This window comes from Bradyrhizobium sp. C-145 (assembly GCF_023375135.1).
GTDB lineage: Bacteria > Pseudomonadota > Alphaproteobacteria > Rhizobiales > Xanthobacteraceae > Bradyrhizobium > Bradyrhizobium zhanjiangense.
In genome coordinates this window covers 7,558,734-7,577,299 of sequence record NZ_CP088150.1, presented here as the reverse complement: position 1 = coordinate 7,577,299, position 18,566 = coordinate 7,558,734, and the positions used below count along the sequence as shown (strand labels likewise).

Here is an 18,566-nt window from a genome sequence, read left to right as displayed (position 1 = left end):
CCCCGGCGATTATGCAATATCGAAGCCAAGCGGGAGCGGGACCGCTCTCGAAACTGGCACATCGCTTGCTCCTCAATTTCGCGGCAAGCACAGCTCATGGGCACGCCCGCGGGGCGAGCGGGTGTCGAGATCAGGCGCAGGGAAGGGCCAAATGGCGAAGGCGACACTGACCATCAGCAGCAAGAACTACTCGTCGTGGTCGCTGCGTGGCTGGCTGCTGACGAAATTTTCCGGGCTCGATTTCGAGGAGATCGTCACAGCGCCGGATGATCCCTCGGCGCGCGCCGAAATCCTCTTGCTGTCGTCCTCGATCCTGGTGCCGTGCCTGCGGCACGATGGCGCCGTGGTGTGGGATACGCTGGCGATCGCCGAATATCTCCACGAGGTGATGCCGGACGCCGGGCTGCTGCCTGATGACCGCATTCAGCGCGCGCATTGCCGCTCGATCTCGGGCGAAATCCATTCCGGCTTCACCACGCTGCGCGCCTCGCTGCCGGTCAACCTGAAGGGACACTTTCCCGGCTTCAAGATCTGGTCGCGCGCGCAGGCCGACATCGACCGCGTCTGGTTGATCTGGCGCGATTGCCTGGAGAAATCGGGCGGTCCGTTCCTGTTCGGCGCGCAGCGCACCATGGCGGATGCGATGTACGCCCCAGTGGTGACGCGCTTCGTCACCTATGACGTCAAGCTTGCGCCGCCGCTGAAGGCCTATGCTGACACCATTATGGCGATGACCGAGATGCAGGAATGGATCGCGGCGGCGCGGGAAGAGCCGGCCGAGATCGAGGAGCTCGAGGTGGAATATTAGGCAGGTCTCGCGCTGTCCTGCCCGTTTCGAGGGCTGGAGCCGTCGCCCGGCAGGCACATGGCGTGCCCCCGCCATGCCCTTGATGCGGTTAACTTTTGCCGCCAATACGCGGCCCAGATCCAATCCTGCGCTGCGCAGATATTGTGCGCGCGGGGGGCCGGCTGGCGACATCTAGCCGTGAACAGATGCGTACGAAGCCCTATGGCCGATTCGGACGTGATTTGTTCGGGCCGCGTTCCGAAGGTTAAAGCGGAAGCGCGGCTCCGTCGCATTTTGAAATACAGATCGCCGTCAGGCGGCGCCGCGCTGCTTCACGCGCGGCAGACGCCAGCCGATGACGGTCGCTTCGACCGCGATGCCGGCCTCGTGGTTGCGCCAGCGTCCCTCCACATAACGGCAGGCGAACGGCAGCTGATACGTTCCGCTGTGGTCCTCGCACAACACTTCGACCGCAAGGCCGGGTGGTGGTTCTCCGGTGCCATCGAATTCCGCCAGACGTCTATCCCGCGTTGCCATTCCAAAAATCTCCCCTAAACAAAGCCGCGGAAAGAACGCCCACTTCTTTCCGCGTGCCGATCATCGTTCCCCGTCCCAGGGAACAGGCGCAAGCTCACGCGAGAATGCGGTACGAGTGTGGTAGCCTCACGCGCTTGCGCGCAAAAAGCGCACATTGATGTGATCGATTGACGAGGAACCTTTCATGCTGATCCGAAGCGCCGGCGTCTGTTTCGCAATGTTGCTGCTCGCAGCGCTGGCGCCGCTGTCGCTCCGCGCGCAGGACGTGCCCGGCATTGAGATCTGCACCGTCGAGAAGACCATGGAGCGGCGCACGAGCTGTCTCCAGAGCAATGTCGACTTCCTGCAGAAGACTATCACCAAGCTCACGCTCGATCATCAGCAGAAGCTGGACGCAGCCAATCGCCAGATCGACACGCTGAAGACGAGTCTCGCCGGCTTGCAGAAGACGCTCGCCGATCTCCAGGCCGCGCAAGCGAAGCCGGCCGACGATGCGAAGAAGAAGCAGGACGCGCCGGCGGCGGCGAAGGACGCTGCGAAATAAGCGCGGCGATCACGCGACGCGATATCGCTCCATCACGCCGCGATCGGGCTCGTAGCCAAGTCCAGGGCCATTCGGCACCGCGACATGGCCGGTCGCATCGACATCGGCGCGGCCGCCCCAGAGGCAGGCCTCGCGTTTCAAATAGAAAATCTCGACGAGCCCGTCCTCGCGCAGTGCCAAGAGATGCAGCGTCGCCAGCAGGCCCGGACCGAAATAGGGAGAGTGCGGCACGATCTTGACGCCGAACTGATCGGCCAGCGCCGCGACCTTCAGGAACTCCGTGATGCCGCCGACCTTGATCACTGAGGGCTGGGCATGGCTCACCGCGCCCGCATTCATCATCTGGCGAAATTGATACTCCGTGCAGGCATTCTCGCCGGCGGCAATGTCGAGCCCGCCCTTGCTGCGGACGTCGGCGAGCGCAGCAAAATCCTCCGGCGGCCAGACCGGCTCCTCCAGGAACATCGGTTTCGCGTCCGCACATGCCTTCGCAAACGCGATCGCCTGATCGGCGGTGAGAGGACAGTTCATGTCGACCATCAGCGGAATGGTTGGCCCGATCGCCTCGCGTGCAGCGAACACCGCAGGTGTCGTGGTCTCGTGCAGCTTGATGGCGCCATAGCCGAGCGCGAGCGCCTTCCTGCATTCGGCGGCGATGTTGTCGGGCGAGCCGATCCGCAGCAGGCTCGCGTAAGCGGGAATAGCTGTGCGCCTGGTCTCGCGGAGCAGGCGATGCACGGGCACGCCCTCCACCTTGGCGGCAAGGTCCCACAGCGCGATGTCGAGTCCAGAGATCGCGAACATGGTGATGCCGTAGCGGCCGAACAGATGCAGATTGCGCTGGATCTGCTCCATGACCCCTGGGATGCCGGCCGCATCAGGTACCTTCAGCCCACGCGCCTGCGGCGCGATCATCTCCTCGACGGCGCTGCGCGTGGTGCGGGGGCAGACATAGGCGAAGGCATCGCCCCAGCCGGTCAGCCCGGCATCGGTCGTGACCTCGACCAGCACCATGTCGAGCGCGGTAATTGCGGAAGCGCCCTGGCGAAAGCTGGCGACACCGGCGTCATAGGGGATGCGGATATGGTGCGCCCGCACATCTGTAATTTCCATGACGCGGTTCCTCCGTGCTTTCTGGTGAGCGGTTTCAGCGACCCCGGGAGTGTAGCCACGGATGCCCGGATGTTGCCAGTAGCCGTTGCCCGGCTATCCTCATGTCAGGACCGCAATGCCGATCAAGCGGGCCGGCGGCATTGCTGCGCATCATGACCGCGCTTCGAACGAGGACGACCACCGTGAACCCAGCCCAGCGCGCGCTCTGGTATATCGAGAGCCATCTGGCCGAGCCGATGACGCTCGACGAGATCGCAGCGATCTCAGGCGTGTCGCGGTTCCACATCGTGCGCGCGTTTGCCGCAGCCACCGGTCTTCCGGTGATGCGCTACGTGCGCGCGCGGCGGCTGACGGAAGCCGCGCGCAGTCTTGCGAACGGTGCGCCTGACATCCTGTCACTGGCGCTGGAGGCGGATTACGGCTCGCACGAAGCATTCACCCGCGCGTTCCGCGACCAGTTCGGCACCACGCCCGAAGCGGTGCGGGCCGCGACATGCGCCAGCCACCTCAAGCTTCAGGAGCCGATCCTCATGGACTCCACCATGCTCGACCATCTTGCCCCGCCGCGTTTCGAAACCGCAAAGGCCTTCCTGGTCGCCGGTCCCGCCGAGCGCATCTCCTGCGACAATGGCGCCATGATCCCCGGTCTATGGCACCGTTTTCACCAGGAGGTCGCCGACATTCCCGCGCGCGTCGGTAACGTCGCCTACGGCGTTTGCTGCAATGGCGATGATGCCGGCAATTTCGACTACATCGCCGGCGTCGAGGTCGCCGATTTCTCGGACCTGCCGCGTCGCTTCGGCCGCATCCGCATCCCCGAGCAGCGCTACGCCGTCTTTACCCACACCGATCACGTCGCCTCGATCCGCCGCACTGTCAACACGATCTGGAATCAGTGGCTGCCGGCCTCCGGCCTCAAAGCCGCGGACGCACCGAACTTCGAGCGCTATGACGAGAAGTTCGATCCAGCAACCGGAAATGGCGGCTTCGAGATCTGGATGCCGGTGAGGGAGTAGGGGGCTTCCGCAACGCTGGCATACCGTCCCGCTTGCTTGGCAAGCCCCGGCGACTTTGTCATAACCGCAGGCAAATCTTGCGTGTGGGCCCGTGCCGGACATCCCGTGCAAGTCATAACAAGCAGCCGGGAGGGTCCCAACATGTCCAACGTCCGCGTTCTCGCCACCGACCTCGAATTTCCAGAAGGGCCGGTCGTGATGCCGGACGGCTCGGTCGTGCTGGTGGAGATCCGCGGCCAGCGCCTGACCCGCGTTCATCCCGACGGCCGCAAGGAGATCGTCGCGAAGGTGCCGGGTGGCCCCAATGGCGCCGCGCTCGGGCCCGACGGCAAGATCTACATCTGCAACAATGGCGGCTTCTCCTGGCTTCCGGCCGGCAAGATGATCATGCCGGGCCCGCAACCGGACGATTACCGCGGCGGCTCGATCCAGCGCGTCGATCTGCAATCCGGCAAGGTCGAGACCGTCGTGACCAGATGCGGCGAGCACGATCTGCGCGGCCCCAATGATCTGGTGTTCGACAAGCAGGGCGGCCTCTGGTTCTCCGACCTCGGCAAACGCCGCGCGCGCGAAATGGACGTTGGCGGCATATACTATCTCAAGCCCGGCATGAAAGAGATCGTCGAGATCGTGCATGGCGTGCTGCCCGCGAACGGCATCGGGCTCTCGCCGGACGAGAACACGGTCTATATCGCAGAGACGCCGACGGGCCGGCTCTGGGCCTATGAGCTCTCCGCGCCGGGCACGCTGAAGCCGCGCGAGGTGATCTATCGCGGCGAGCGTGGCAAGCCGATCTGCGGCCTCGGCGGCTACCAGATGTTCGACTCGCTCGCGGTGGAGGCCAACGGCAATGTCTGCGTCGCCACCCTCGTCTCCGGCTGCATCTCGGTGATCGCGCCTGACGGCACGCTGGTGGAACAGGTGCCGACCGGCGACCGCGTCACCACCAACATTGCCTTCGGCGGCCCCGAGCTGAAGACCGCCTACATCACCCTGTCGGGCAAGGGCGAGCTGATCGCCATGGACTGGCCGCGCAGCGGTTTGCCGTTGAATTTCTTGAATAAGTGAGCCAAGCCGTCATTGCGAGGAGCCCGCGACAAAATTGCGAAGCAATTTTGCCCTGGCGACGAAGCAATCCAGGCTGCCTCCGCCGTAAGACCCTGGATTGCTTCGCTTCGCTCGCAACGACGCAAGGAGAGACTTTCAATGCCCTGGCCCGATCCCGTCACCCTGCGTGGACAGCACGCCCGTCTCGAGCCGCTGTCGCATCAGCATCGGGAGAGGCTGGTCGAGGCCGTCAAGGACGGCGAGCTGTCGAAACTCTGGTACACGGCGATCCCACTGCCGGAGAACATGGGCAAGGAGATCGACCGTCGCCTCGGCCTTCAGGCCGCAGGCTCGATGCTGCCGTTCACCGTGTTCGATGCCGGCGGCAGGATCGTCGGCATGACCACCTACATGAACATCGATGCCGCCAATCGCCGCGTCGAGATCGGCTCGACCTGGTACGGCAAGAGCGCGCAGCGCGGCCCGCTCAACACGCAGTGCAAGCTCCTGCTGCTGCGGCACGCCTTCGAAACCCTGAACTGCATCGCGGTCGAGTTCCGCACGCATTTCTTCAACCACCAGAGCCGCCGCGCCATCGAGCGCCTCGGCGCCAAGCAGGACGGCATCCTGCGCAGCCACCAGGTCGGGCCGAACGGCACGCTGCGCGACACCGTGGTCTACAGCATCACCGCCGCCGAATGGCCGACGGTACAGGCGCATCTCGAATTTCAACTCAACGACAAGCCGCGCTAGCTATAATGTGCTCCAGATTTGCTGTTTGCTCGGTCACCTCTCCCATGGGGAGAGGTGAAGAGCGCCCGCTTCCGGCACCGATTCAACTGAGACTCATTGCGCGCCAAGGACGCTGCCACCATGGACAGATTTGATTATGTGATCGTCGGCGCGGGCTCTGCCGGTTGCGTGCTCGCCAGCCGGCTCAGCGAAGACCCCAACACGAGCGTCTGCGTGCTGGAGGCAGGCCCTTCCGACTGGCATCCCTACATCCACCTGCCGGCGGGCTTCATCAAGACCTTCCACATGAAGAGCATCAACTGGGCCTACCAGCAGGAGCCGGGGCCCTGGACCGGCGGCCGCAGCATCTATGCGCCGCGCGGCAAGACGCTCGGCGGCTCGTCCTCGATCAACGGCCACATCTACAATCGCGGCCAGCGCATGGATTTCGACACCTGGGCGCAGATGGGCAATCGCGGCTGGGGCTATGCCGACGTGCTGCCCTATTTCCGTCGGCTGGAGAAGCGCGTCGGCGAGGGCGAGGCGCTCTATCGCGGGCGCGAGGGCAGCCTCACCGTCACCACGATGGAGTGGCGCGATCCGCTCTGCGAAGCCTTCATGGAAGGCGCGGTCTCGCTCGGCATCCCCCGCAACCCCGACTACAACGGCAAGACCCAGGAAGGTGTGTCCTACTGCCAGCGCACCATCAACAACGGCCTGCGCGTCTCCGGTGCCACCGCCTTCCTCAGGCCCGCGATGAAGCGCCCCAACGTGCATGTGCACACCCACGCGCATGCGACCGAGATCATCTTCGAGGGCAAGCGCGCCGTCGGCGTGCGCTACATGAAGGGCGGCCGTGGCGGTCATCCTGTCGAGGTGCGCGCCAACAAGGAAGTGATCCTGTCTGGCGGCACCTATAATTCGCCGCAGCTCTTGCAGCTCTCCGGCATCGGCTCGCCCGATCTGTTGCAGGCCCATGGCATCCAGGTGCGCCACGCGCTGCCGGTCGGCGAAGGCCTGCAGGACCATTACGCGCCGCGCACGGTGGCGCGGGTGAAGGACATCAAGACCATCAACGAGCTTCGCCGCGGCTTCTCTCTGTGGATCGAGGCGCTCAAATGGGCGACCGCGCGCCGCGGCCTGCTCTCGCTGTCGCCGACCATGGTCTATTGCTTCTGGCACTCCGGCGAGAGCGCCGAGAGCTCCGATCTCCAGCTCACCTTCACGCCGGCGAGCTACAAGGAAGGCGTGCAGGGCCAGCTCGAGGACGAGCCCGGCATGACGGTGGCCTCCTGGCAGCAGCGCCCCGAGAGCCGCGGTTATGTCCGCATCCGCTCCAATGATCCGTTCGCGCCGCCGATCATCCAGACCAACTATCTCGACGCCGAGCTCGACCGCCGCGTCATCGTCGGCGGCATGAAGCTCGCACGGCGCCTTTTGAAGTCCGCGCCGTTGTCGCCCTACTACGCCTACGAGGATTTCCCCGGCCCGAACGTCAACACCGACGACGAATTTTTGCACGCCGCCACCCAGCGCGGCACCACAACCTTCCACCCCGGCTGCACCTGCCGGATGGGCCCGGCGGAGAGCACGTGGGCCGTCGTCGATGACCAGCTCCGCGTCCACGGGTTGGAGGGCCTCCGCGTCATCGACGCCTCCGTCATGCCGCGTATGATCTCGGCAAACCTCAACGCCTCCACCATGATGATCGCCGACCGCGCCTCCGACCTGATCCGCGGCAAGCAGCCGATGGAAGCGGCAAGGATTCCGGAGACTGCGGTGGGCACAGCAGCGTAGGGTGGGTTAGCGGGCGGCTGCGCAAAGCGCAGTCCGCTGGCGTAACCCACCATTTCTGTCAGTGTGGAAACGAAAGAGGTGGGTTACGCTGACGCTAACCCACCCTACGAATTTTGCTGTGTCGCTCGTTCGTCAACCCCTCCGCATAAGAATATTCCACTTTACCGAAATTCGGAATTGCGGCATAAGTCGAAACAGCCCGGCCCCGAGGAAGAGGGGCGGTTCGCGAGGTCGTTCGAAACGCGGGCCGGGTTGCGGTGGACGCGGCAGCGTCGTGTGCGAGATGTGCGGGTAGGGCGGATTGCTCTCCGTGAGCCCGAGGCTTTCGTGCGGACGAGCGGCGCTGTCAGGTTCGTCTCGCCAGCAAGTTTCCGGCTCCGTCGACAGGGTTGGAAAAACTGCGGCGCATAGCGAACCGTGCGTACGGCAAAACCGTGTGGTCCTGGCCGTCGTTGCTACGGTCAAGCCTTGGCGGATGCGGCATTGGCGTCAACCGGCGCGATGCCGGCGACTTTCGCTGGGGTGAGGGAGGCCAGAACGAACTCGGCTCCCGGGAGAGCGCGGCATAAGCCGTCCAACCACTGCGCAGGGAAGGCCGTGTGTTGGGCTTCACCTGTATGCCGCTGTGCAGTTTTTCTGCGTGTGCCTTCGCACAGCGGACCGTGGGTGCCAGCCGGCACCCGGCCTTCCCTGCGCCCTCTTTCTTTGGGGGCGATGGAGAGAGCAAAGCTCGGGCGAAATGCGCCGCGAGGATGCGAAGCCGTGTCTGCAACGCAGATGTGAAGTGGAGAACGGCGCCGTTGCCCCTTGCTCCGTCATTGCGAGGAGCCCTTGCGACGAAGCAATCCAGAATCGTTCCGCGGAGGGATTCTGGATTGCTTCCGCCTACGCCAAGGCTTCGGCGGACAAGTCGCTACGCTCGCAATGACGAAGGGGAGAGAACGCGAATGCTTCTGCGACGTCGTCCTGGCGAAAGCCAGGACCCATTACCCCAGGAAGTGGTTTTACCCCAGGAAGTGGTTTTGCGAATATTGGTAGTTCGGTACGCCGACTATCCGCAATCGACAGATCACGCGGTATGGGTCCTGGCTTTCGCCAGGACGACACCGAGAGTGTGGTCGGCAGCGAGGTCTACAGTTCCCTTCGGCTCAAACTACACTTCCCGGCGGCTCAAAAACGCCAGCCGCTCGAACAAATGCACGTCCTGCTCGTTCTTGAGCAGCGCGCCGTGCAGCGGCGGGATCAGTTTTCGCGGATCCCGTTCCCTCAGCTGCTCGACGCTCATGTCCTCGTTGAGCAGCAGCTTGAGCCAGTCGAGCAGCTCCGACGTCGATGGCTTCTTCTTCAGGCCGGGCACCTCGCGCACTTCGAAGAAGATGCGCAGCGCCTCCTCGACCAGGCGCTTCTTGATGCCGGGGAAGTGGACGTCGACGATGCGGCCCATCGTGTCGGCGTCGGGGAATTTGATGTAGTGGAAGAAGCAGCGGCGCAGGAAAGCGTCCGGCAGCTCCTTCTCGTTGTTCGAGGTGATCATCATGATCGGGCGCTGCTTGGCCTTGATCGTCTCGCCGGTCTCGTAGACATGGAATTCCATGCGGTCGAGCTCGAGCAGCAAATCGTTCGGGAATTCGATGTCGGCCTTGTCGATCTCGTCGATCAGCAGCACCGGGCGCTGCTCGCTGGTGAAGGCTTCCCAGAGCTTGCCGCGCTTGATGTAGTTCTTGATGTCGGAGACGCGGGCATCGCCGAGCTGGCTGTCGCGCAGGCGCGACACCGCGTCGTATTCGTACAGGCCCTGCTGCGCCTTGGTGGTGGACTTGATGTGCCAAGTCAAAAGCGGCGCGTTCAGCGCCTTCGCCACTTCCTCGGCCAGCACGGTCTTGCCGGTGCCGGGCTCGCCCTTGATGAGGAGCGGGCGCTCCAGCACAATCGAGGCATTGACGGCGACCTTGAGGTCCTCGGTCGCAACATAGTCCTTGGTGCCGGTAAATTTCATTGCGTGTCCTTGGGTATCGTCGGCGTGAGGCGCAGGCCCCGGTCGCGACAAGGGAACGGCCGCGCGTGGCGGCCGTTCCTGGTTCGGTCAGGCTTTCAGACCCGTCTTATCAGCGAAAGGATGACCAGCACAATCACCGCGCCGATCGTGGCGTCCACGATGGCGCCGACCGTGCCGGTGGCGAGCGCGATATGCAGCTGCGGCAGCACCCAACTCGCCACCAGCGCGCCGATGATGCCGACGACCATGTTGCCGATCAGCCCAAATCCCGCCCCGTGGACAATCTTGCCCGCCAGCCAGCCGGCGATCGCGCCGATGATGAGCGCTGCGACAATTCCCATTGCAAACGTCCCCCAAAACAGCCCCTTGAGAGGGCCAATTCTAGAGCAAAAAGCCTCCCGGTCCAGCGCGGAGCAATGGCCTCCGCCCCTTGACGTTCGCCACCCGACGGGCAATCTGTCATCCATGTTCCTGCAATTCTTCACCTCTCTGCGCGACGCGCAGGTCCCTGTGACGCTGCGCGAATACCTCACGCTGATGGAGGCGCTCGACGCTGATCTCGCGGACTACACGGTCGAGAATTTCTACTATCTGTCGCGCGCCTCGCTGGTGAAGGACGAGCGCAACCTCGACAAGTTCGATCGCGTCTTCGGCACGGTGTTCAAGGGGCTGGAAAATCTGCTCGACGCCATGGAGAAGGCGGAGATCCCCGAGGAGTGGCTGAAGAAGCTCGCCGAGAAGTACCTCACCGAGGAAGAGAAGAAGCAGATCGAGGCCATGGGCTGGGACAAGCTCATGGAGACGCTGAAGAAGCGCCTCGAGGAGCAGAAGGGCCGGCATCAGGGTGGCTCGAAATGGATCGGCACCGCCGGCACCTCGCCGTTCGGCGCGCACGGCTACAACCCTGAAGGCGTGCGCATCGGCCAGGAGAAGAACCGCAACAACCGCGCCGTGAAGGTATGGGACAAGCGCGAGTTCAAGGACTTGGACGGCAATGTCGAGCTCGGCATCCGCAACATCAAGGTGGCGCTGCGCCGCCTGCGCAAGTTCGCGCGCACCGGTGCGCCTGACGAACTCGATCTCGACACCACGATCCGCGAGACCGCCAATCACGGCTATCTCGACGTGCACATGCGCCCCGAGCGGCGCAACGCGGTGAAGCTGCTTGTGTTCTTCGACATCGGGGGCTCGATGGACGCGCATATCGAGCAGGTCGAGGAGCTGTTCTCGGCGGCGAAGAGCGAGTTCAAGCACATGGAATACTTCTACTTCCACAACTGCCTCTATGAAGGCGTGTGGAAGCAGAACAAGCGCCGCTTCACCGACCGCACGCCGACCTGGGACGTGCTGCACAAATACCCGCACGACTACAAGGTCGTGTTCGTCGGCGACGCTTCGATGTCGCCTTACGAGATCATGGTGCCGGGCGGCTCGGTCGAGCACGTCAACGAGGAGCCCGGCTCGGTCTGGCTCGATCGCATCATCCGCACCTATCCACATGCGGTGTGGCTGAACCCGGTGCAGCAGAAGCATTGGGACTATTCGGAATCGACCACCATCATCAAACGCATTTTTGCGGGCCGCATGTATCCGATCACGATCGAAGGTCTGGAAGGTGCGATGAAGGAATTGACGCACTGATGCATAGTTAGTCCGGCTCGATCGGCGACGGGACTGCGCTCCCTCCCCCGCTTGCGGGGGAGGGCTGGGGAGAGGGTCTCTCCACGAGCGAGGCTTCCCCAAGAGGAGAGAGCCCTCACCCGCCGCGCTCGGGACGATGCTTCGCATCGCCCGGGGCGCGTCGACCTCTCCCGCAAGCGGGAGAGGTGACCTCCACCTCCGGCAGATCGCTTGGGGTGACGACGTAACAAGAGGGAGAACCATATGCCCCAGACCATCACCCGCGGCATCAAGGCGCTGATCGACGAGGCCAATGCCGAGATTGAGACGCTCAGCGCCAAGGACGCCATCGAGATCTCCAAGAACGGTGACGTCGTCATCGTCGACATCCGCGACCCCCGCGAGATCGAGCGCGAGGGCCGCATCCCGGGCGCGTTCGCCTGCACCCGCGGCATGCTCGAATTCTGGATCGATCCGCAGAGCCCCTACGCCAAGCCGATCTTCCAGGAGGACAAGAAGTTCGTCTTCCACTGCGCCGGCGGCCTGCGCTCCGCGCTCGCCGCCAAGACCGCGCAGGACATGGGCCTCAAGCCCGTCGCCCACATCGCCGGCGGCTACGCCGCCTGGCGCGATGCCGGCGGGCCGACCGAGCAGTGGGAGCCGAAGAAGAAGGGGTGAGGGCGCACACCACTCTCTCATCCGTCATTCGGGGCGCGACGAAGTCGCGAGCCCGGAATCCATTCATCCACCAACGCCGTCGCACGATGGATTCTCTGATGCGCAATTGCACATCAAAGCTCGTGCTGCGCACGCCCCGGAATGGCAAGGAAGACATCGCATGACCACCCCCACCGACCCCCTCGTCTCCACCGAATGGCTCGCAGCGCACATTGGCGAGGCCAACGTCAAGGTGCTCGACGCCAGCTTCAAGCTCCCCGGCGTGCTGCCGCTGCCGAAGGACGACTATCTCGCCGCGCATCTGCCCGGCGCCGTGTTCTTCGACGTCGATGCGGTGTCGGATCATTCCAATCCGTTGCCGCACATGTTTCCGAGCGCCGAGCAGTTCGGCCGCGACATCGGCAATCTCGGCATTTCCAATGCCGACACGGTCGTGATCTACGATGCCGGCGGTTGGGTCGCGGCGCCGCGTGCATGGTGGATGTTCCTGTCCTATGGCCACGGCAATGTGCGCATCCTCAATGGCGGCCTGAAGAAGTGGCGCGCTGAGGGCCGCCCCGTCGAGAGCGGCGAGGTGAAGCCAAAGCCCGCGACGTTCAAGGCGAGCTACGATTCAAAACGCGTGCGCAGCATGCAGCAGCTGATCGCCAACGTCGCAAGCCACGCCGAGCAGGTAATCGACGCACGCGCCGCCGATCGTTTCGAGGGCCGCGCGCCGGAGCCGCGGCCGGGCATCCGCTCCGGCCACATCCCCGGCGCCCGCAACGTGCCCTACAATCTCCTGTTCGATGCCGCGACCGGCACGATGAAGCCGCTCGACGATTTGCGCGCCGCCTTCACGGGCGCCGGCGTCAAGCTAGATGCGCCAATCGTGACGAGCTGCGGCTCGGGCGTCTCGGCCGGCGTGCTGACGCTCGCGCTCTATCGCCTCGGCATCACCGACACCGCGCTCTATGACGGCTCGTGGTCGGAATGGGGCCAGGCCGGCGGCCCGCCGATCGCAACCGGGCCGGCGTAACCTCGTCGCCATGGCGGCGGTGCGCTCCCTCGCCCCGCGCGGAGAGGCGAAGAAGGAGCGTCAGCGCGTGCGCGCGGTCGTTGTTGTCGCGAAGGCCGGCTGCTGCTGTCTGAACGGATCGAGCTGCTGCTGCAATTGCTGAGGCGGCGGACGCTGCACCACGCGGTGCCGTTTCTTGGCCTTCGCCTTGCGCTTGGTCGCCTTGCTGTCCGCCTTGATGTCCGGCTTGGCTTTCGTCGGTGTGTCCTTCGTCGCCGCCGGATCGTTCAGCGCGGCCATCTTGGCCGCGGCGGCATCGAGCGCCGGGGAGGCCTGGGCAACACTGGCATCAGGGGCAACACTGGAATAAGCCGGCGCCGGCTCGCTGGCGGGCGCGGCGGCAGCAGGCTGCGTCTCGGGAATCGATGCCGTGGTGTCGGCCGGGGTGAGCGTGTCAGTGGCTGCTGGCGCTGCAGCTTCCGTCGTCGGCTCGGGTGTGGCCGGTTCGGTGGTCGGAGCCTGGGCTTCAGGCACGGCTTCAGTGACCTGAGGCTGAACGTCGGTCTCGGTCGTCGGCGTGGCGGCTTGCTCGGGCCCGTTCGCCGGCAAGCCGATGGTCGGTATCTGGTCACGCAGCGACGGCGTGGGCTCGGCGGTCACTTCCGGCTCCGGCTGTAATACCGCGAGCACCGGTTGAGCCGGCTCGGGAGCCTGCGCAAACACCTGCTCCTGGGGGCCGTTCCGCCAGGTGGGGTTGCTGACATACTGCTCATGGCTCGCCCGGAGCAGCGCGGCGGCGCCTAGGCCGAACACCAGGATGGAGGTTGACAGCAGGATCGCGGCAAACAGGAAGCGAAAGCCGGGAAGCATCGGTCGGGTTACGAATTTCCGCCCCGGGTTGGGGCCAGGGCCCATGAGCCATCTGAACGCGGTGACGGTACTGATTGCCGCGTTCGCCACGCCGGGATCGGAGCTCAAAGCGGTGACGAATCAGGCTGATTCGACCATATCGCAACGCCTCTCCGCCGTTCCCTAAAATTCGGTCCCGAAGACTCCGGCAATTGACGGTGCGATGCGATTTCTGCCCCGTGATGCAATGGGGCAACGGTAGTCTTGCGGATCACAAATCGGCAAATCCGGCGCAAATACGCCTGATATGTCTTGAATGTGCCGCTATCTTCGGTCATCTGGCCGTTAACGGTCCGGTCGGGCTTGGGGACTATACAAGAGCGATGATGATCAAACATTTTCTGACGATATGCGCTGCCGCGACAGTCGCTGCGGCGGGAACCTCGCTCGCGCAGGCTCAGAGCTATCCGGTCCAACAGGCGCCGAGCTATGGCGCCCCGGCGGAATATCGCCCAGGCGACCGCACGCCGAATTTCGACGCGCTGGACGAAGACGACGACGCAATGCCCCAGACCTCGCTGCCGGCGCCCGGCCCGGCCGACGATCCGCGCTACGGCCGCCCGGCCGGCGCGCCTCCGGTCTATTCGGCGGCCCCGCCGCAGGGGCCGGTGATGTCACCGGATGATCCGCGTTATGGCCGTCCGGCTGGCGCTCCGGCCTATTCGGCCGCGGCGCCGCAAGGCCCCGTGATGTCGCCCGACGATCCCCGCTACGGCCGGCCCGCCGGTCCGCCCCCGGTGATCTATGCCGATCGTCCGGCTCAGGGCCAGGCACCGGCCAATGACGGCCTGCGTCCGCCGGAGGCCGTCGGTGGTCCCGCCGCGACCGGTACGGTCCAGGCCGGGCAGCCGCCCGTCGGCGCAGACGGTCGGCCGATGACGGTCGCGTCGCTGCCGCCCGAGGAGCAGCCTGATGCTGCGCCGGCACAGTTGCCGCCGAACCTGCGCCGCCAGGAAGTCGCGTTCCAGACCAAGGAGCCGGCCGGCACGCTCGTGGTCGATACGCCCAACACCTACCTCTATTACGTGCTCGGCAACGGCCGTGCGATCCGCTACGGCGTCCGCGTCGGCCGCGACGGCTTCACCTGGACCGGCGTACAGAAGATCACCCGCAAGGCCGAGTGGCCGGACTGGCATCCGCCGACCGAGATGATCGAGCGTCAGCCCTATCTGCCGCGCTTCATGGCCGGCGGCCCCGGCAATCCGCTCGGCGCTCGCGCGATGTATCTCGGCTCGACCGTCTACCGCATCCACGGCACCAACCAGCCCTCGACGATCGGCAAGTTCGTCTCCTCCGGCTGTATCGGCATGCTGAACGAGGACGTCTCCGACCTGTTCGACCGCGTCAAGGTCGGCACCCGCGTGGTGGTGCTGCCGGGCGGCCCGCAGCCGGGAACGGCGACCGCCTCCGCCGCGCCGACACCGGGAGCTGCTGCGCCCGGTGCTGCTGGTCCAGCTCCGATGGCCGCCCAGGCTGGCCCGGTCCCGGGCACGCAGCCGACGGTGGTGCCGCCGTTGCCCGCGCCGGTCACCGTGCGCTAAGCGCTTCGAGAATACTCAGATTGCAAAAGGGCGTGCCGTTGGCGCACGCCCTTCTTCATTCAGGTCAGCTTCCGCGGCAACTCGCCGCCCTTGGTAAAGGCGTCAATTGCTTCGACCATCTGGCCGTAATGGATGCGCAGTCCGTCCGCAGTGGCGTAGCCGAGATGCGGCGTCAGCACGAGATTGTCGAGCTTGCGGAAGGGATGGTCGACCGGCAGCGGCTCGACCGAGAACACATCCAGGCCTGCACCTGCAATCCTCCTCTGCTGCAAGGCCTCGAGCAGCGCCTGCTCGTCCACGATCGGCCCGCGCGCGGTGTTGACGAGGAAGGCGGTCGGCTTCATCCGTGCGAGATCGGCGCGGCCGACCAGCCCGCGCGAGCGATCGCTCAGCACCACATGGATGGTGATGATATCGGCCTTGGCGAACAGCTCCTCCTTGCTGGCATAGCCGACGCCGGCCTCCTTGCACTTCTCCGGCGTGAGGTTCGGGCTCCAGGCGATCACGTTCATGCCGAATGCCTTGGCGATCCCAGCCATCTTGCTGCCGAGCTTGCCGAGCCCGACGATGCCGAGCGTCAGTCCCTCGATCTCGACGCCAGCAAAGGTCTGCCAGGGCTCGCCGGCATGCATGCGCGCATTCTCGCGGCCGATGCCGCGGGTCAGCTCCAGGATCAGGCCCATGGTGAGCGGGGCGGTGGGATCGCGCGAATATTGCGTGCCGCCGATGGCGACGCCACGCGCCTTCGCGGCCTCCATGTCGATGGAGGCGTTGCGCATGCCTGACGTGAGCAGCAGCTTCAGCTTCGGCAGCTTGTCGAACAGGCCCTTGGGGAATGCCGTGCGCTCGCGCATCGCGCAGATGATCTCGAAATCGGCCAGCGCGCTCGCCGCGGCCTGCTCGGAAGCAAATGGGTGGCTGAACACGGTGACGTCGATGCGGTCGGAGAGCTTTGGCCAGTCGGCGACGTCGAGGGCGAGGTTGAAATAGTCGTCGAGAATTGCACAGCGCAGGCGCGTCATCAGCGTTCATCCATGGCGAGAGGTGATGGCGCGAGCGGGGGCGCCCTCGTCGGAACCGGGCCATGGTTGCGCGCAATCAGCCTCGCGCGCAAGCAGCCTGCGTCTTCAAAAATCCGATAGGGGCGGGCTCAGAGGTCGCGGGGCTTCAGGCGGAACGGTGCGTCCATGCCGTGCTTGGCGCGCCAGGCCGGACCGGGGCCGCGCATGTAGTGCAATTCGGGCCGGTATGGGTTGAAGGCGGTGGCGAAGAAGCGTTTCCAGAAGCTCTGGATCTCGGAGACGAATCCGGAGACGCGGCCGGCTTCTGCCGGAACATGAAAAGAGTTGGTCTCGATCAGAGCCATGGTGCGGCCTCGCTGTGCTCCCGTTCGTTCTGATCGGGTGGCGCTGTTTCCGCGCGAAACCGAGCTTTGGCCTGATTTATTAAAAGATGGTTTCAATTGTCCGGATCTGAGTCCGGATGGTGTCCGAACCGTATTCATCCGTGGTGAACGGACGGAAAACATTGCCCTTTGGGGGCGGGATCGCTACATCGGCGGCAAGCAAATTTCCTCAAATCGAAGGTTTCACGGGACCGATGGCGCGCCAGTTCATCTATTTCATGCAGGGCCTGACCAAGAGCTACCCGACCCGGAAGGTGCTCGATAACATCCATTTGAGCTTCTATCCGGACGCCAAGATCGGCGTGCTCGGCGTCAACGGCTCGGGCAAGTCGACCCTGCTCAAGATCATGGCCGGCCTCGACAAGGAATACACCGGAGAGGCCTGGGTCGCCGAAGGCGCCCGCGTCGGTTATCTCGAGCAGGAGCCGCATCTCGATCCCAAGCTTTCCGTGCGCGAGAACGTCATGCAGGGCGTCGCCAAGCAGAAGGCGATCCTCGACCGCTACAACGAGCTCGCCGTCAACTACTCGGACGAGACTGCCGACGAGATGACCAAGCTGCAGGACGAGATCGAGGCGCAGGGCCTCTGGGATCTCGACAGCAAGGTCGACCAGGCCATGGACGCACTGCGCTGCCCGCCCGACGATGCCGACGTGACGAAACTCTCGGGCGGTGAGCGCCGCCGCGTCGCGCTGTGCCGCCTGCTGCTTGACCAGCCCGAGCTCTTGCTGCTGGACGAGCCGACCAACCATCTCGACGCAGAATCGGTATCCTGGCTCGAAGGCCATTTGCGCAACTATCCCGGTGCGATCCTGATCGTCACCCACGACCGCTACTTCCTCGACAATGTCACGGGCTGGATCCTCGAGCTCGATCGCGGCCGCGGCATTCCCTACGAGGGCAACTATTCGTCCTGGCTGGTGCAGAAGCAGAAGCGCCTGGAGCAGGAAGGCCGCGAAGAAGCCGCGCACCAGAAAACGCTGGCCCGCGAGCAGGAATGGGTGGCGTCCTCGCCAAAGGCACGCCAGGCCAAATCAAAGGCGCGCTACCAGCGCTATGAGGAGCTGCTCAAGCAGGCGAGCGAGAAGCAGACCCAGACCGCGCAGATCATCATCCCGGTCGCCGAGCGCCTCGGCGCCAACGTGGTCGATTTCGAAGGCCTCAGCAAAGGCTATGGCGATCGCCTCTTGATCGACGATCTCACCTTCAAGCTGCCGCCCGGCGGCATCGTCGGCGTGATCGGTGCCAACGGCGCCGGCAAGACCACGCTGTTCAAGATGATCACCGAGCAGGAAACGCCGGACAAGGGCACGATCACGGTCGGCGAGACCGTGCATCTCGGCTATGTCGACCAATCGCGCGACGCGCTCGACGGCAAGAAGACCGTCTGGGAGGAGATCTCCGGCGGCAACGAGCTGATCCTGCTCGGCAAGAAGGAAGTCAATTCGCGCGGCTATTGCTCCTCGTTCAACTTCAAGGGCGCCGACCAGCAGAAGAAGGTCGGTGCGCTCTCCGGTGGTGAACGCAACCGCGTCCATCTCGCCAAGATGCTGAAGTCCGGCGCCAATGTGCTGCTGCTCGACGAACCGACCAACGACCTCGACGTCGACACGCTGCGTGCGCTCGAAGAGGCGCTGGAGGATTTTGCCGGCTGCGCCGTCATCATCAGCCACGATCGCTGGTTCCTCGACCGCATCGCGACCCACATTCTGGCCTTCGAAGGCGACAGCCACGTCGAATGGTTCGAGGGCAACTTCCAGGATTACGAGAAGGACAAGATGCGCCGTCTCGGCCAGGACAGCATCATTCCGCACCGCGTGAAGTACAAGAAGCTGACGCGGTGATTT

At 64.6% G+C, this 18,566-nt stretch carries 19 protein-coding genes; 12 read left to right on the top strand and 7 right to left on the bottom strand.

The window, feature by feature from the left end; all coding sequences use genetic code 11:
* Positions 1-151: 151 nt before the first annotated feature.
* Entirely contained in the window at positions 152-808 is a 657-nt protein-coding gene (locus LRP30_RS35640; RefSeq protein WP_249757839.1) for a glutathione S-transferase family protein, read from the top strand.
* A gap of 291 nt (positions 809-1,099) precedes the next feature.
* Here the strand turns inward: LRP30_RS35640 and LRP30_RS35635 are convergent, their stop codons facing one another.
* A complete protein-coding gene (locus LRP30_RS35635; protein ID WP_091879473.1) occupies positions 1,100-1,324 on the bottom strand; it encodes a hypothetical protein in 225 nt (74 codons plus the stop codon).
* A 184-nt stretch (positions 1,325-1,508) separates the two neighbouring features.
* Between LRP30_RS35635 and LRP30_RS35630 the strand changes: the two genes are divergently transcribed.
* Positions 1,509-1,868, top strand: a complete 360-nt coding sequence (locus LRP30_RS35630; protein WP_128936111.1) for a hypothetical protein — start codon at positions 1,509-1,511, stop codon at positions 1,866-1,868.
* 9 nt (positions 1,869-1,877) lie between these two features.
* Here LRP30_RS35630 and LRP30_RS35625 read toward each other — a convergent pair whose 3' ends face one another.
* The gene (locus tag LRP30_RS35625) at positions 1,878-2,981 is read right to left on the bottom strand and encodes a mandelate racemase/muconate lactonizing enzyme family protein (protein WP_249757838.1); all 1,104 of its coding nucleotides are present in this window, start codon (positions 2,979-2,981) and stop codon (positions 1,878-1,880) included.
* Between the two features lie 182 nt (positions 2,982-3,163).
* Between LRP30_RS35625 and LRP30_RS35620 the strand changes: the two genes are divergently transcribed.
* The 4 genes from LRP30_RS35620 (at position 3,164) to LRP30_RS35605 (ending at position 7,573) form a co-directional block, all read left to right on the top strand.
* Positions 3,164-3,997: an AraC family transcriptional regulator gene (locus tag LRP30_RS35620; RefSeq protein WP_164934340.1), complete on the top strand. Its 834-nt coding sequence runs from the start codon at positions 3,164-3,166 to the stop codon at positions 3,995-3,997.
* A gap of 141 nt (positions 3,998-4,138) precedes the next feature.
* Positions 4,139-5,065 (top strand): SMP-30/gluconolactonase/LRE family protein, encoded by a 927-nt coding sequence (locus LRP30_RS35615; RefSeq protein WP_249757837.1) that lies wholly within the window; start codon positions 4,139-4,141, stop codon positions 5,063-5,065.
* Positions 5,066-5,203: 138 nt separating this feature from the next.
* Positions 5,204-5,797, top strand: a complete 594-nt coding sequence (locus LRP30_RS35610) for a GNAT family protein (RefSeq protein WP_249757836.1) — start codon at positions 5,204-5,206, stop codon at positions 5,795-5,797.
* 120 nt (positions 5,798-5,917) lie between these two features.
* Positions 5,918-7,573 (top strand): GMC family oxidoreductase N-terminal domain-containing protein, encoded by a 1,656-nt coding sequence (locus LRP30_RS35605; RefSeq protein WP_249757835.1) that lies wholly within the window; start codon positions 5,918-5,920, stop codon positions 7,571-7,573.
* A gap of 1,153 nt (positions 7,574-8,726) precedes the next feature.
* Here LRP30_RS35605 and LRP30_RS35600 read toward each other — a convergent pair.
* Both LRP30_RS35600 and LRP30_RS35595 read right to left on the bottom strand, forming a co-directional pair.
* Positions 8,727-9,569, bottom strand: coding sequence for a MoxR family ATPase (locus LRP30_RS35600; protein WP_249757834.1), 843 nt, complete (start codon positions 9,567-9,569; stop codon positions 8,727-8,729).
* 95 nt (positions 9,570-9,664) lie between these two features.
* On the bottom strand, positions 9,665-9,910 hold the full coding sequence (locus LRP30_RS35595) for a GlsB/YeaQ/YmgE family stress response membrane protein (protein ID WP_091879455.1): 246 nt from the start codon (positions 9,908-9,910) through the stop codon (positions 9,665-9,667).
* A 124-nt stretch (positions 9,911-10,034) separates the two neighbouring features.
* Between LRP30_RS35595 and LRP30_RS35590 the strand changes: the two genes are divergently transcribed.
* The 3 genes from LRP30_RS35590 to sseA all read left to right on the top strand — a co-directional run bounded on the left by LRP30_RS35590 (position 10,035) and on the right by sseA (position 12,885).
* On the top strand, positions 10,035-11,210 hold the full coding sequence (locus tag LRP30_RS35590) for a VWA domain-containing protein (RefSeq protein WP_249757833.1): 1,176 nt from the start codon (positions 10,035-10,037) through the stop codon (positions 11,208-11,210).
* Between the two features lie 243 nt (positions 11,211-11,453).
* The gene (locus LRP30_RS35585; protein ID WP_091879449.1) at positions 11,454-11,867 is read left to right on the top strand and encodes a rhodanese-like domain-containing protein; all 414 of its coding nucleotides are present in this window, start codon (positions 11,454-11,456) and stop codon (positions 11,865-11,867) included.
* A gap of 160 nt (positions 11,868-12,027) precedes the next feature.
* Complete coding sequence (gene sseA / locus LRP30_RS35580) at positions 12,028-12,885, top strand: 3-mercaptopyruvate sulfurtransferase (protein ID WP_128937834.1); 858 nt, start codon at positions 12,028-12,030, stop codon at positions 12,883-12,885.
* A gap of 60 nt (positions 12,886-12,945) precedes the next feature.
* On the opposite strand, the gene LRP30_RS35575 is transcribed toward sseA, so the two are convergent.
* Positions 12,946-13,734, bottom strand: coding sequence for a hypothetical protein (locus LRP30_RS35575; RefSeq protein WP_249757832.1), 789 nt, complete (start codon positions 13,732-13,734; stop codon positions 12,946-12,948).
* A 43-nt stretch (positions 13,735-13,777) separates the two neighbouring features.
* Between LRP30_RS35575 and LRP30_RS45120 the strand changes: the two genes are divergently transcribed.
* Together LRP30_RS45120 and LRP30_RS35570 are read left to right on the top strand one after the other, a co-directional pair.
* Complete coding sequence (locus LRP30_RS45120; RefSeq protein ID WP_256477639.1) at positions 13,778-13,900, top strand: hypothetical protein; 123 nt, start codon at positions 13,778-13,780, stop codon at positions 13,898-13,900.
* A 199-nt stretch (positions 13,901-14,099) separates the two neighbouring features.
* The gene (locus LRP30_RS35570; RefSeq protein WP_249761907.1) at positions 14,100-15,314 is read left to right on the top strand and encodes a L,D-transpeptidase; all 1,215 of its coding nucleotides are present in this window, start codon (positions 14,100-14,102) and stop codon (positions 15,312-15,314) included.
* A gap of 59 nt (positions 15,315-15,373) precedes the next feature.
* Here LRP30_RS35570 and LRP30_RS35565 read toward each other — a convergent pair whose 3' ends face one another.
* Both LRP30_RS35565 and LRP30_RS35560 read right to left on the bottom strand, forming a co-directional pair.
* Complete coding sequence (locus LRP30_RS35565; protein ID WP_249757831.1) at positions 15,374-16,336, bottom strand: D-2-hydroxyacid dehydrogenase family protein; 963 nt, start codon at positions 16,334-16,336, stop codon at positions 15,374-15,376.
* 128 nt (positions 16,337-16,464) lie between these two features.
* The gene (locus LRP30_RS35560) at positions 16,465-16,680 is read right to left on the bottom strand and encodes a hypothetical protein (protein WP_128936099.1); all 216 of its coding nucleotides are present in this window, start codon (positions 16,678-16,680) and stop codon (positions 16,465-16,467) included.
* A 233-nt stretch (positions 16,681-16,913) separates the two neighbouring features.
* On the opposite strand from LRP30_RS35560, the gene ettA reads away from it, so the two are divergent.
* Complete coding sequence (gene ettA, locus LRP30_RS35555) at positions 16,914-18,563, top strand: energy-dependent translational throttle protein EttA (RefSeq protein ID WP_091879432.1); 1,650 nt, start codon at positions 16,914-16,916, stop codon at positions 18,561-18,563.
* Positions 18,564-18,566 lie beyond the last annotated feature (3 nt).